Source organism: Roseateles puraquae (genome assembly GCF_002205845.1).
GTDB classification, from domain to species: Bacteria; Pseudomonadota; Gammaproteobacteria; order Burkholderiales; family Burkholderiaceae_C; genus Pelomonas; species Pelomonas puraquae.
In genome coordinates this window covers 372,590-385,599 of the sequence record NZ_NISI01000005.1, presented here as the reverse complement: position 1 = coordinate 385,599, position 13,010 = coordinate 372,590, and the positions used below count along the sequence as shown (strand labels likewise).

Genomic DNA, 13,010 nt, shown 5'->3' with positions numbered 1-13,010 from the left:
CTGTGCCCACCGCTGGCGGCGAAGCTCAGCTCACCTTCCCACTTCACAGGAGACTCTCATGGGCAAATACATCCTCGCCTGGCTGCTCGGCGTTCCGGGCATCGTGCTGGTGCTGGTCTACCTCTTCTTCCACTGACCGCTCGGCCGGCGGCTGGCCCGCGGGTGGCGGCCTCAACACACCAAACCGAGGGTCGCCTCGCGCGGCCCTCAGCTCAGTTGGCCACGATCAGGCCACGCGGCGGCGACGCTCGACCGCGTCGATCTTCAGCATCTGCCGGTACTTGGTGACGGTGCGGCGGGCCACCACCAGGCCCTGCTGCGCCAACTGCCGCGTGATCTCGGCGTCAGACAGCGGTGCGTCGGGGCTCTCAGCCTCGATGATGTCCTTGATGAGGCCCCGGATGGCCGTGCCCGAGCAGGCACTGCCGTTCGCGCTGATCATCGCGCGGCTGAAGAAGTACTTCAGCTCCAGCACGCCCACCGGCGTGGCCATGTACTTGTTGTTCGTCACGCGCGACACCGTGCTCTCGTGGATGCCGACCTCGTCGGCGATCTCCTTCAGGCCGAGCGGCTTCATGGCCATCGCCCCGTAGTCGAGGAAATTGTGCTGGCGACGCACGATGGCCTCGGCGACATCCAGGATGGTGGAGAAACGCTGCTCGACGTTGCGCAGCGTCCAGCGCGCCTCTTGCAGATGTGCGCTCATCTCGGCATTGCCCGAGGTGCGATGACGCTGGAACAGATTGGCATAGACCTGGTTGAGCCTGACCTTGGGCACGATGGCCGGGTTGAGCTGCACCTTCCACTCGCCGCGGATCTTCTTCACGATGACGTCCGGCACCACATACGCCACCTGCGAAGCACCGAAGCGCCAGCCCGGGCGCGGGTCCAGACGCCGGATGCGGTCGCATACCGCCTCCACCCTGGCCGGGGGCTCGCCGAGCTGCCGCGCCAGCCCGGAGACATCGCGCGCGGCCAGGGCCGCCAGATGGTCCGTGATGATGCTCCGCGCCAGGCCGCGCATGTCGGGGCAGTCGATGGCGGGCAGCTGGAGCAGCAGGCATTCGCCCACGCTGCGCGCCGCCACCCCCGCCGGGTCCAGGGACTGCACGCGCTTCAACGCGATGAGCATCTCCTGGCTTTCCACGGCCGGATCGAGGGCGGCCACCTCCTGCAGTTCCTCCAGCGGCGTGCGCAGATAGCCATCATCGTCCAGCGACTCGACGATGGTGCGGGCCAGCGCCAGGTCACGCGCGGAGAGCGGCAGCACATTGAGTTGACCGTGCAGATGTGCAGTCAGCGAGGTCTCGACGGCCATCAGGTCCAGTGCACTCACCTCGCCGTCCTCGGCGCGGCGCGGGCCGCTGCTCTCGGCGTTCCACAGGTCACGGTCACCGCCGTCGTCGGGCGGGCCCGCAGCGTCGACCTCAGCGTCGATCTCAGCACCGAGCCGCGGTTCGGCGTCGCCGGCTGCGGCGGCAGGGGCCACCTCGCCCGGCGCCAGCGGGCCCGTCGCGGGCTCCGGCTCGCTGCCATCGGCTTCGTCCACCTCCAGGAACGGGTTGCGGCCCAGGGTGTCACGCAGCATGGCCGCGAAGTCGAGGGAGGACATCTGCAGCAACCGCACGGCATGCTGCAGTCGGGGAGACAGGGTCTGGGTTTGCCGATGATCGGCACGTAGGTCCATGGAGGGCACGTGGGTTCCTCTTGCGCGCGGTGGCGGCGGGTTCACAGGGGCGCCGCCCCACTGCAGCGCGGCGCGGCCCAAGCCCCCAGATTGCAACCACCATGCCGGACGGCCCGGCTTGTCGCATCCCGTCACAAACGCAGGCGCCGCCCTGGGGCGGGCACTGGATTTGCACCGCGGCCCTTCGCCCGTCTGACACCCACGGCCGCTTCGACCAACCTGCAAGATTTACCGATCGCGCGGCTCGCCAGCGACGATTGCGGTAAAGACTGCCGGCTTTTCTGTGTCGAAAGCGGCTCTGGCGGCTTCGGCAGGCACGCTGTTTGCCGTCGGCGCGGCCATGAACTCATCCCGCGCGTGATGGACGCTCTTCCATCAGACACCCCTCGGGCAGCCGCGAAAGACGCCACGACATGGCCCTTGCCACGCAGCACGCGGGCGCTGCAGGGGCTCTTCCTGCTCGCGCTGGTGTTCGCCGTTCGCGAGGCCCGCCCCTTGCTGGCGCCCGTGCTCATCGCCGTGACGTTGACCCTGGCGCTGGCGCCCGCCGTCCGCGCCCTGCACCGACAGGGCATACCGGCATCGGTCGGTGCGCTTCTGTTGGTGCTGGCCTTGCTGCTGAGCACCCTGACGGTCGCCACCTCGCTCGCCCGCCCCGCCGCACGCTGGTGGGAGGCCGCACCGACGACGGTGGCCCAACTGCTGGAGCAGCTGGAGAAACTGCGCGAGGCCGTGCCCGGGCTCGGGCGACCGGCTCCTGCGCCGCGCAGCGGCCGCCTGCCCGCTGCCACGCCAGCGCCGGACCCGCTGAAGGACAAGCTCGCCAGCGAAGGTGTCGCGCTGACCGGGCTGGTGCTGGCTCACAGCTTTTCGTTCCTGCTTTCCGCCTCGGCCACCGTCATCCTGACCTACTTCCTGCTGGCCTCCGAGCACTGGCTGCTGCGGCGCACGGTCGAAGCCCTGCCCCGGCGGCGCACCCGAGCGCTGCTGCTGGGTGGCGTGCGCGCAGCGCAGCGCGAGATCAGCCGCTACATCGGCGCGCTCGCCCTCATCAACAGCGCCGTGGGCCTGCTGACCACCCTGGCCTTGTGGATGCTCGGCCTGCCAAACCCGACACTGTGGGGCTTTCTGGCGGCACTGTTCTGCTTCATTCCCTACATCGGCCCGATGGCCATGATGGCGATGCTGCTGCTGGCCGGCATCAGCAGCTTCGACCCCGGACCACAGGTGTTCGGGCCAATGCTGGCTTTCATGGCCATCCATGCCGTGGAAAGCAACCTCGTCAGCCCGTTCATCGTGGGCCAGCGCCTGTCGCTGAGCGCCCTGTCAGTGTTCCTGTCGGTGCTGTTCTGGGGGTGGCTCTGGGGCATCGTCGGAGCGCTCATCGCCGTGCCGCTGCTCATCATCCTGCGCAGCCTGAGCCGCCGCCGCCGCAGCCTGCGCCTGCTGCGCTTCTATCTCGAGGGCGACCACTGCGCGCCACCGCCATCGATGCGCAGCCTGCTGCGCGCCCCGCCCAGGCCCAAGCCTCGCAGCCGCTACACCTGAAGCCGCCGGGCACGCCGCTTGCCCATACGCACGATCCGACAACCGAATCGCGGCCCGAGGCAGGGCCGCAGCGTCTGCATGCACGGCAACACCATGGTGGCAACTCCCGACTCCGCTTCGCCCGCCGTGCCCCCCATCGCGACACCCGTGCGCATCCGTTCCCGGCTGCTGCTCCTGGTGCTGTCGGTGGTACTGCCGTGCATGCTCGGCGTGGCCTGGCTGATCGCCAGCACGTATGAAGCCGAGCGCGATGCCCACCAGCGCACGCTGCGCGATACCGCCCGGGCGTTGTCGCTGCTCGTGGACGGCGAACTCGCCCGGCGGGCCGCGATCGCCCATGTGCTGGCGCAGTCCCCGGCGCTGGACGACGATCCTGCCACGCTGAACGACGACCGCCGCCTGGGCTTCGAGCGACTGGCGCGCCGGGCGATGCAAGGCATGGACGGCTGGGTGGAGCTGCGCGAGCCAGGCCGCGTGCTCATCAGCACCCGCCTTCCCGAGGGTCGCTTCACCGTGGAAGCCGGCCCGGAGACGCTCGCCGACACGGCACAGATGCTGCCTTTGCAGCCGCTGTCAGGCTCGCCCACGGGCGAGGGCTCGCTGCATGCGGCCTGGGTGGAACCCGTCACGCGGGACGGCCGGCTGCTCTACAACCTCGTTGTGACGGTGCGTCCGTCCGAGCTTCAGCGCCTGGTGCAAGCTCAGGCGCATCACGCGGGCTGGATCGGCACCGTCATGGACAGCGCCGGCCGCATCGTGGCCCGTCTGCCCGGTGGTCATGCCTTCGTCGGCATGACCGCCACCGCCGATCTGCGCCAGAAGATGGCCCAGGCCAGCGAGGGGGCATTCCAGTCGGTCTCCCTGGATGGCGTTCAGACAGCGGGTTACTTCAGCACCTCGCCGCTGGGCTGGACGTTCATCAGCGCCATGCCGAGGCAGGAGTTCGCCGGCCGCATGCCGCAGGCCGTGCGGCGCGTGGTGGTCGGCGCCCTGGTGTTGCTGGCCCTCGCCATGGCCGGCGCCGTGTGGGTGGCCTGGCGCATCGAGCGCCCCATCCTCGCGCTCAAGCGGCTGGCGCAAGACCTGCAGGCCGGCCGCCCCGTCCAGGCGCGGCCCACCGGCATGACCGAGACCGACGGCGTCGCCGAGGCGCTGGCCGAGGCCGGGCACAGCATGGCCACCGCCCGGGCCGAACTGGAGCGCAGCGTGGCCGAAGCCGTGGAGCGAACCCGCCAGGTCGAGCAACGTGGCGCCCAAAGCCAGCGCGTGGTGGCCCTGGGTCGCCTGACGGGCGGCGTGGCGCACGAGTTCAACAACCTGCTGGGCGTCATCAGCAACAGCATGCACCTCATGCAGCGCCATCCCTGCGCGCCTGACCTCCAGGGGCCGCTGGGCGCGGTGCAGCGCTCCGTGGACAAGGGTAGCCAGCTCACCCAGCACCTGCTGCGCTTTGCCGGCCGCCGGCCCGTGCGCGTGCAGACGCTGTCGCTGGCGCGCTACCTGCCGGAGGTCCAGGCGCTGATGCGCAGCGTGCTGGGCCGCAGCATCGACATCCACGTCAAGGTGTCGCCCGATATCGGCCCGGTGCGGGTGGATACCAACGAGCTGGATCTGGCCCTCGTCAACCTGGCGCTGAACGCCCACGACGCCATGCCGGCCGGTGGCGAGCTGCGGCTGCGCGCCGGCAACGCCAGCGCCGCCGACACCGAAGGCCTGCCGCCGGGCGACTACGTGCTGCTGACGGTGGGCGACGATGGCATGGGACTGGACCCCAGCCTGGTCGAGCACGCCTTCGAACCCTTCTTCACCACCAAGGGCGTCGGCCAGGGCACCGGGCTGGGGCTGAGCCAGGTCTATGGCTTTGCCACCCAGGCCGGCGGTACGGCCCGCCTGGCGAGCACGCCGGGCCTGGGCACGACCGTGTCGCTGCTGTTGCCGGTGGCGCGCCCCGGCGACGCCACGGAAGACAGCGGGATGGCCGCCCCGCCCGGTCAACGCAGCATCGCCGGCGCCACGGTGCTGCTGGTGGAAGACGACGAGTCCCTGGCCGACGTCACGACCGAGCTGCTGCGCAGCCACGGCGCCCGCGTGCTGCGCGCTGCAGATGCGCGGGCCGCCCTGCAAGTGCTGGACGCCGGCAGCCCGCCCGATGTGGTGCTCACCGACGTCGTCATGCCGGGCGCCATGAATGGCGTCGCGCTGGCGCGCCATCTGCGCGACCAGCGCCCCGGGCTGCCGGTGGTGCTGATCAGCGGCTACAGCAATGCCGACATCGCCGAAGGCGAGTTCGTTCAGCTGCGCAAGCCCTGCTCCCCGGCTGATCTGGTTGCCGCGCTTCACGCGGCGATGGCCGCGGCCCATGCCGAGCAGGACGCCTGAAGAGCCACGGGCAGGCATGCCGCCTGCCAGTGGGCGGACTGGACATGCCGGCATCGCCAGCTCCCGGCGTTGCGGCATCCCTCGACCCCTTCGAAAGGATTCCCTCATGAGCAATGACGACATCATCGACACCCTGAACGACCTCATCGAGACCTCCAAGGACGGCGAATACGGCTTTCGCGCCTCGGCCGAATACGTGACCGACCCGTCCCTGCGCCAGAGCTTCGAGCGGCGCGCCGAAGAATGCCGCATGGCCGCCGCCGAGCTGCAGACGATGGTGGTACGCCTGGGTGGCAAGGCCGAGGACAGCGGCACCGCTGCCGGCGCCATGCACCGCGGCTGGGTCGCCGTGAAGGGCACCCTGGCCGGCTACACCGACAAGGCCATCCTGGAAGAGACCGAGCGCGGCGAAGACCGCGCGCTGGAGAGCTACCGCAAGGCGTTGGACGAGCCCCTGCCCGCGGACGTCCGCCTCGTCGTGGAGCGCCAGTACGAGGGTGTGAAGCGCAACCACCAACAGGTGCGCGCCCTGCGCGACCAGGCCCGCGCCGCAACGGTCTGATCTCCAGGCCCTCGGCCCGCGACTGCCACCTCAGCGGCGGTCGCGGGCTCCTGCGTCTTGGTGAACTTCTTCTGCGTCGCCCTCGACCTCAGTTGCGGCCTCAGCCCTCAGCCTTGCGCAACTCGCCCGCTTCGCCCTCCAGGCCCGACGGCGTCTGCGCGTCCAGGCCCCGGTCGGGTGACTCGGCCACTTGCGCCAGGCCGCCGGGCCGCTCGATCAACTCCTCGATGATGAAACGGCCGTAATGCTGGGCCCGCTCCGCCCCGCAATTGCGAGCCACCGCGGCGATGCGGGCCGCCTGCTCGTCGTCCGCTGCATAGACCAGCAACCAGTGATAGCCCTTCTCGGCCAGCACGCGGTGGGCGCGCACGAGATTCATCTCCTGGCCGACCGAGGCGAGGGGACTGGCATGGGCCATGTCCTGATCGATCTGGTGCAGCATCTCCCGATCACTGTAATGCCGTACCGCACCCGGCGCGAGGCCGAGCCCGGCCAGGGCGTCGGCCGCACGGTCGGCCTGGCTCTCCTGCGGGAATGAAATGACGACGTGGCCGACTGGCTTGAAGACGCCAAAGCTGCGCGGGGTCTCCGCGGGCGCCGGGGAAGCATCGAGTTGACTCATGGGGGCAATCTCCGTGAAAGCCCACCGCGGGCAAACGGCATGCCTGCGCTGACTCAAGCGTCCGTCGAGTGAACGATGCGATGCACCAGATGCAGCTTGCGCACCGCCAACCCGGACAGCACGAAGGGATAGAAGTCATGCACGCCCATGCTGCGCGACAGCTCATTGAGCACGCCGGTCAGCTCCATCCAGCTGTTGATGAGGTGCAGGAAGCCGCCCGCGTCGGGGTCACCGCTGTCGTGCAGCAGCGCCTCGGAGAAGCGCTCGTAGCTCAGCTCGACCCGCTCCCCGTCCAGGCCGAAGCTGCGCGCCGTGTCCAGGGTATCGACCAGATGCAGATAGTGCGCCCAGGTCTCGGCCCAGTCTTCCCACGGATGCGCACTGGCATAGGCGCTGACGAAGCGCTGCCACCAATCCGCCGGCGCGCCCTGCGCATAGTGGCGTTGCAGCGCGGCGGCGTAGTCCTCGCGCTCGTCGCCGAAGAGCGCGCGGCAAGGTTCCAGCCACGCCGTGTGCTCCACGAGCCGCTGCCAGTAGTAGTGCCCGGTCTCGTGGCGCAGGTGGCCGAGCAAGGTGCGGTAGGGCTCGCCCAGTTCGCCCCGGCGCTGCTCGCGCCGAGCATCGTCGGCCTCCGAGGCATCGAGGGTGATGACGCCGTTGGCATGCCCGGTGATGACGGGCGTGCCGTCAGCCGCTGGCATCAGCAGGTCGAAGCACAGGCCCTCGTCGGTGTCGGCCGTCTTGGGCACGACGGGCAGCTTCAGGCCGACGAGGGAAGACACCAGCCGCCGCTTGGCCAGTTCGATGCGGCACCACCACGTCGCCGCCTCTGGCTGGCTCAGGTCGGGCACGGTGCGCGTCAGCCGGCAGCACAGGCACAAGCTGTGGCCGGCCTGGCTCTCGGCGGCAGGGAGCAGCCAGTTGCAACCGGCTGCCGACGTCAGGTTGGCACAGCGCACATAGCGGGCCGCACGCCGCGGTGGCACGCCCGCCTGGCGCCAGCCCCCGCCACGCACCGGGTCCAGGGCCAGCAGCGCGCCGCGATGGGCGTCGTAACCCAGGGCGCGGCGGCAGGCCAGGCATTCGCTGTTGCGGAAGAACACCGGCCGGCCGCAGGCGCAGCTGTAGGCGCGCGGCGTGAGCGGCGTCTGAAAGGACGGCACGGCAGGAGGAGTGGGCGCAAACGGCATCACGGCGCCAGCAGCATAAAGTGGCCAGGGCTGTCGCGGCTCGGCAAGCTGACCCGGTCGGGCACCATCAGGCAGGCACGGGCGCCCGCCCATTTCTTCTCGGGCGGGCAGGTCTCGCAGACGTCGTCGATGCGCACGCACACTCCTGGCAAGGGCAGAAGCATCCGCACAAGCAAACCCGGTGCCCGCTCGTCAGCCGCCACGTCGGCGCAGCAACGCCAGCAGTTGGCGCTCGGGGACCGTCAGCCCCGGCTGGCGGTCTGGTGGCTGTGCCCAGGCGCGACTGCGCAGCGCCGCACGAGACGTCTCGTCGCCCAGGGCCTCGCCCAACCCCAGCACCTGCGGATGGATGTAAGCCTTGCGGCAAACCGCGGGTGTGTTGCCCAATCGTCGCGCCACCTGTTGCAGCACCTGCTGCGGGCGGCAGGGCGCCGCACCGTCGGCGCAGGCTTGTAGCGTCAGCTGCAGCGCCAGCACGCTGCCGTGCCAGGTGCGGAAGTCCTTGGCCGTCACGCGCTGGCCGGCCGCCGCCAGGAGCCAGGCATTCACATCCGCCGAGCCCACGGCGCGGCTTTCGCCGGTTTCGTCGAGGTAGCGGAACAGTTCCTGACCCGGCAGTTCGCGGCAACGGCGCACGATGCGAGCCACCCGGCGGTCCGTCACGCGCACCTGATGGCGCACACCGCTCTTGCCCACGAACGACAGCTCGATCGCAGGCCCCTTCACGTCCGCATGGCGGTTGCGCAGTGTGGACAGTCCGAAGGAGCCGTTCTCCCGCGCATAGGCGCTGTTGCCGATGCGCAGCCAGGTGGTGTCCAACAGCCACACGAGGGTGGCGAGCACGCGCTCACGCGTCGGCACGGCCGGCCCGGCCAACACCCGCTGCACACGCCGGCGCAGCCGCGGCAGCACGGTGCCGAAGCAGCGCAGGCCGTCGAACTTGGTCTGCCCCCGCCCCGCCATCCAGTCCGGGTGATAGCGGTACTGCTTGCGGCCACGGGCGTCACGGCCGGTGGCCTGCAGATGGCCGTCCGGGTCAGGGCTGATCCACACGCCCTGCCAGGCGGGCGGAATCGCGAGCCGGCGGATGCGCTCGAGCGTGTCGGCATCGCGCACAAGTCGTCCGTCCGCATCACGGTAGCGAAACCCACCCCTTCCCGCCTCGCGCTGCAGGCCGGGCTGGCGGTCGTCGATCCACCGCAGGCCGGCATGGCGAGCCTGCGCTTGAGGGCTGAGGGCTTGGGGCATGCGCAGGCCAAGCAACCACCGGGCCAGCGAACCGCACGACTGCAGGCACGCCGATTGCCAGTGTGTGCAGATGCAAAAGCCCCACCCATCGCCCGAGCAGCCGGTGCACAACGACGGCGTGGCGGCCAGCCCGCATCTGCTCGATGTCTCGATGTTCTGGGGCGCCACGGGCGGCGTACGCCGGGTGCTGACCAGCCGCCATGCGCGCCTGCGCACCCTGGGCTGGCGCCACACCATCGTCGCGCCCGGCGCCCAGGGCCCGGGCATCCTGGATTGCGGCGGCTGGCTGCTGCCGGGCACGGGCGGCTACCGGGCGGTGCTGAGCCGTGGGCGGGCCGTGCGGCAGATGACCTTCGTCGCGCCCGACATCATCGAGTCGGCCGACCCCTACACCCTGGGCTGGGCATCGGTCGCGGCCGCGCAGCAGCTGCAGGTGCCTGCCGTGGCCTTTTGCCACAGCGATCTGCCGCAGTTGATGGCACGGTTGATCGGCGGCCCCGAGGGCACTGCCCATCGGCGCGGTGCTACCGCCGAGCGGTGGGCCCGGCGCTATCTCGTCAATCTTTACCGCCATTTCGATGTCGTGCTGGCGCCCAGCCGCGGGCTCGCAACGCGGCTTCGCGGTTGGGGTGTGCCGCGCGTGAGCGTGCAACCCCTGGGGGTGGATTGTTCGGTCTTCACCCCCTGCGCGCGGGACGACACCTGGCGTGCTCGCTTCTGCGCCGCGCACGGGCTGCCACGTGACGTTCGCCTGCTGGTCTACACCGGTCGATTCGCCCCGGAGAAGAACCTGCAGTTGCTGGCGGATGCCGTCCATCTGCTCGGCCCCCGGCATCGCCTGGTGGCGGTGGGCAACGGGCCGGCGCCCCCGGTGGGCCCCCAGGTGCTGTGCCTGCCGCCCGAGCACGATGGGGCACGGCTCGCGCGACTGGTGGCGAGCAGTGACGCCTACGTGCATGCCGGCGACCAGGAGACGTTCGGCCTGGGCGTGCTGGAGGCCATGGCCTGCGGCACGCCGGTGGTGGTGGCCGGCTGCGCGGGCCTGGCGGAGCTGGCACGAGATGCGGGCGTGGTGGTGGACGCGCCGCGCATCGGGCATTGGGCGGATGCCATCGAGGCCTGCCTGGAGACGCCCAACTCCGCGCAGCGACGGACCGCACTCGCGCGCGCCCAGGCGCTGGACTGGCCACGCGTGCTCATGCAGATGACACAGCGTTACGCCTCGCTGATCGGGCGCCCGAGCGCGGTGGCACCGGCCGCCTCGCCTTTCGCACCCCCGGCAAGCCGCCCATGGTCACAGCTGGCCCGTCAGCGTTGAAGGCCGGGCCGCCCGCCGGGGTCGCCGCCGAAGCCCGGGCGACGGGCGCCGTCTGCGTCGTGCTGCACGACGTGTGCCCCTCACACTGGGCGGCATGCCGGCGCGTGCTGGCCGCAGCCGAGGCCTGCGCCATCGATGCCGGGGTCCGGCTGCCGGTCACGCTGCTGGTGGTGCCGCATCTGCATGGCGACCCGGCTCTGCCGCCCGACTACCTGCAGTGGCTGAGACAGATGGCCGTGCAAGGGCATGAGCTGGTGCTGCACGGCCTCACCCACCGGGACGATGGGCCGCCGCCCCGGCGCGTGGGGGCCTGGCTGCTGCGCCGTCACTACACCGCGGGTGAGGGCGAGTTCGCCGCCCTGCCGCCCAGCCAGGCCCTGCAACGCATGCAGGCCGCACGCCACTGGGCGCGGGCGCACCGGCTGCCGATGCGGGGCTTCGTGGCACCGGCCTGGCTGATGGGCCCCGGCAGCCTGGGCGCCGCTTGTGAAGCGGGGTTCCGGCATACCTGCACCTTGAACCGCGTCATCGCCCTGCCCCAGGGCCGCAGCCTCCACGCGCCGAGCTTCGTGTTCAGCACGCGCAGCGTCTGGCGCCGCGTGCTGTCGGTGGCCTGGAACCGGCTGCTTGCCTGGCGCGTCGGCGTGCTGCCGCTGCAGCGGCTGGAGCTCCACCCCCACGACGCCGACCACCCGGCCGTACGCCGGTGCTGGGAGGGCCTGCTGCAGCAGGCCCTGCGTCACCGCACCCCGCTGCGCCTGGGAGAGGCCGCCGAACTGGCGCGCCGGCACGGCCAGGACGTCGGCGGCTTCGTCCACCAGACCTGAAGGAGCCATGGTCGTCCTCCGGAGTGGCAGTGAAGCCCTGCCGTGGCAAGCCTCGCGCCCGGTTTGGCAGACAACAGGTCAGTCTTGCGCGGCCGTACCGTGCTCGGGCGGCGCCGCGCCTTCGGCGGCATATTCCTTGAGCCGGTTGTAAAGCGTCTTCAGGCTGATCCCCAGCACGGCCGCGGTGCGCTCCTTGTGGTGGTTGTAGTGGCGCAGCGTGGCCAGCATCAGCGCCCGTTCGGCTTGCGCCACGCTGGTGCCGATGGGCAGGGTGATGGAAGGCGCATCACTGTCTTGCACCGGCTCGGCGAGCCGGGCCGGCGCGGGCGCGGGCGCTGCCGGCAACTCCGGCCCACCCAGGCCGCCCCAGGCCGAAGCCGCGGCAGCCTCGTGGCCGCCCGGCAGCCAGGTCTCGTCGATGGCCTCGCCCTGGGCCATCACGAACGCCCGCTGGACCACATTGCGCAGCTCACGCACATTGCCTGGCCAGGGGTAGGTGACGAGGCTGGCCATGGCCTCCGGCGTGAAGTGGCGCACGGCGCCCTCCTGCTCGCAGATGGCCGCCAGGAAATGGTTGGCCAGCAGCGGAATGTCGGCCACCCGATCGCGCAGCGGCGGCAGGGCGATCGGAAAGATGTTGAGCCGGTACAGCAGGTCTTCACGCAGCTTGCCCGACGACACCGCCTGGTAGGGCAGGCGGTTGGTGGCGGCCACGATGCGCACATCGGTCTCGATGGCCGTGGTGCTGCCTACCCGCATGAAGCGGCCGGTCTCGAGCACCCGCAGCAGCTTGACCTGCAGCTCCAGCGGCATCTCGGTGATCTCGTCCAGGAAAAGCGTGCCGCCGCTGGCGCGCTCGAAGAAGCCCTGGTGCTGACGCTCGGCGCCGGTGAAGCTGCCCTTCTCGTGGCCGAAGATTTCGCTCTCGATCAGGTTGGGGCTGATGGCGCCGCAGTTGACCGCCAGGAAGGGCCGTTTGCGGCGGCGGCTCAGGTCGTGGACCGTCTGCGCCACCACCTCCTTGCCGGTGCCCGACTCGCCGGTGATGAAGACCGACACGCTGGTGCCGGCCACGCGCGAGATCTGCTCGTAGATGCGCTTCATCGGCGGGCTTCGCCCCCAGAGATGGCCGAAATGCCCGGTCTCATCGAGATTGGCGGTGAGGCCCTGCACCTCCGCCTGCAGTGCCGCGGGCTTCATGATGCGCGACAGCACGCCCTGCAGCTGCGTCAGGTTGACGGGCTTGACGAGGTAATCGGCCGCACCCAGGCGCAGCGCCTGGATGGAGGTCTCCAGGTTGGCGTGACCCGTGCACAGCACCACCTCGGAATTGGCCACCAGCTTGGGGTCCGCCAGCAGGTCCATGCCGTTGCCGTCGGGCAGGCGCAGGTCGAGCAAGAGGATGTCGGGCTGTTGCAGCGCGATCTGGCGGCGCGCATCGCGCAGGTTGTGCGCCACCGCCACGGTGAACTGCTCGCCTGCGATCAACTCTCGCAGCGAGGCTGCGGAGTCATGGTCGTCATCCACCACCAATGCATGGGGCATGCGTGTGATTGCCTTCGGGCCAGAGTGGGATGCCGGGGCATCGGGGCGTCCATTGTGAACAGATTCAACCGAGGCGGGAAAATT

At 70.5% G+C, this 13,010-nt stretch carries 11 protein-coding genes; 5 read left to right on the top strand and 6 right to left on the bottom strand.

Translation table 11 applies throughout. From position 1 onward, the window contains the following. Positions 1-226 precede the first annotated feature (226 nt). Positions 227-1,687, bottom strand: coding sequence for an RNA polymerase factor sigma-54 (gene rpoN / locus CDO81_RS14255; RefSeq protein ID WP_088483884.1), 1,461 nt, complete (start codon positions 1,685-1,687; stop codon positions 227-229). Between the two features lie 420 nt (positions 1,688-2,107). Here rpoN and CDO81_RS14250 point away from each other — a divergent pair, with 420 nt between their 5' ends. The 3 genes from CDO81_RS14250 to CDO81_RS14240 all read left to right on the top strand — a co-directional run bounded on the left by CDO81_RS14250 (position 2,108) and on the right by CDO81_RS14240 (position 6,176). Continuing rightward, positions 2,108-3,235 carry an AI-2E family transporter gene (locus tag CDO81_RS14250; protein WP_158218285.1) on the top strand — a complete coding sequence of 376 codons (1,128 nt, stop codon included), beginning with the start codon at positions 2,108-2,110 and terminating at the stop codon, positions 3,233-3,235. Between the two features lie 78 nt (positions 3,236-3,313). Continuing rightward, positions 3,314-5,614: a response regulator gene (locus CDO81_RS14245; RefSeq protein ID WP_088483882.1), complete on the top strand. Its 2,301-nt coding sequence runs from the start codon at positions 3,314-3,316 to the stop codon at positions 5,612-5,614. A 106-nt stretch (positions 5,615-5,720) separates the two neighbouring features. Next, the gene (locus CDO81_RS14240) at positions 5,721-6,176 is read left to right on the top strand and encodes a PA2169 family four-helix-bundle protein (RefSeq protein ID WP_088483881.1); all 456 of its coding nucleotides are present in this window, start codon (positions 5,721-5,723) and stop codon (positions 6,174-6,176) included. A gap of 100 nt (positions 6,177-6,276) precedes the next feature. On the opposite strand, the gene CDO81_RS14235 is transcribed toward CDO81_RS14240, so the two are convergent. From CDO81_RS14235 to CDO81_RS14225, 4 genes are read right to left on the bottom strand one after another with little or no spacing between them, the layout of a single operon-like run. Then, positions 6,277-6,798: a GNAT family protein gene (locus CDO81_RS14235; protein WP_088483880.1), complete on the bottom strand. Its 522-nt coding sequence runs from the start codon at positions 6,796-6,798 to the stop codon at positions 6,277-6,279. A 53-nt stretch (positions 6,799-6,851) separates the two neighbouring features. Further along, positions 6,852-7,961 carry a zinc-binding metallopeptidase family protein gene (locus tag CDO81_RS14230; protein WP_241517004.1) on the bottom strand — a complete coding sequence of 370 codons (1,110 nt, stop codon included), beginning with the start codon at positions 7,959-7,961 and terminating at the stop codon, positions 6,852-6,854. Between the two features lie 26 nt (positions 7,962-7,987). Then, on the bottom strand, positions 7,988-8,125 hold the full coding sequence (locus CDO81_RS28100) for a hypothetical protein (protein WP_158218284.1): 138 nt from the start codon (positions 8,123-8,125) through the stop codon (positions 7,988-7,990). A 55-nt stretch (positions 8,126-8,180) separates the two neighbouring features. Beyond that, positions 8,181-9,236: a DNA topoisomerase IB gene (locus CDO81_RS14225; protein WP_088483878.1), complete on the bottom strand. Its 1,056-nt coding sequence runs from the start codon at positions 9,234-9,236 to the stop codon at positions 8,181-8,183. Between the two features lie 70 nt (positions 9,237-9,306). Between CDO81_RS14225 and CDO81_RS14220 the strand changes: the two genes are divergently transcribed. Further along, complete coding sequence (locus CDO81_RS14220; RefSeq protein ID WP_158218283.1) at positions 9,307-10,554, top strand: glycosyltransferase; 1,248 nt, start codon at positions 9,307-9,309, stop codon at positions 10,552-10,554. Beyond that, positions 10,527-11,381: a DUF2334 domain-containing protein gene (locus CDO81_RS14215; RefSeq protein WP_088483876.1), complete on the top strand. Its 855-nt coding sequence runs from the start codon at positions 10,527-10,529 to the stop codon at positions 11,379-11,381. The genes CDO81_RS14220 and CDO81_RS14215 overlap by 28 nt, the downstream gene beginning before the upstream one ends. 78 nt (positions 11,382-11,459) lie before the next feature. Here the strand turns inward: CDO81_RS14215 and CDO81_RS14210 are convergent, their stop codons facing one another. Then, positions 11,460-12,926: a sigma-54-dependent transcriptional regulator gene (locus CDO81_RS14210; RefSeq protein ID WP_088483875.1), complete on the bottom strand. Its 1,467-nt coding sequence runs from the start codon at positions 12,924-12,926 to the stop codon at positions 11,460-11,462. Between the last annotated feature and the right edge of the window lie 84 nt (positions 12,927-13,010).

Bases quoted from the DNA above. Each gene is read 5' to 3' on its own strand.
- rpoN (WP_088483884.1), bottom strand. From the start codon at position 1,687: ATGGACCTACGTGCCGATCATCGGCAAACCCAGACCCTGTCTCCCCGA.
- CDO81_RS14215 (WP_088483876.1), top strand. From the start codon at position 10,527: ATGGTCACAGCTGGCCCGTCAGCGTTGAAGGCCGGGCCGCCCGCCGGG.
- CDO81_RS14245 (WP_088483882.1), top strand. From the start codon at position 3,314: ATGCACGGCAACACCATGGTGGCAACTCCCGACTCCGCTTCGCCCGCC.
- CDO81_RS14240 (WP_088483881.1), top strand. From the start codon at position 5,721: ATGAGCAATGACGACATCATCGACACCCTGAACGACCTCATCGAGACC.
- CDO81_RS14210 (WP_088483875.1), bottom strand. From the start codon at position 12,926: ATGCCCCATGCATTGGTGGTGGATGACGACCATGACTCCGCAGCCTCG.
- CDO81_RS14235 (WP_088483880.1), bottom strand. From the start codon at position 6,798: ATGAGTCAACTCGATGCTTCCCCGGCGCCCGCGGAGACCCCGCGCAGC.
- CDO81_RS14220 (WP_158218283.1), top strand. From the start codon at position 9,307: ATGCAAAAGCCCCACCCATCGCCCGAGCAGCCGGTGCACAACGACGGC.
- CDO81_RS14225 (WP_088483878.1), bottom strand. From the start codon at position 9,236: ATGCCCCAAGCCCTCAGCCCTCAAGCGCAGGCTCGCCATGCCGGCCTG.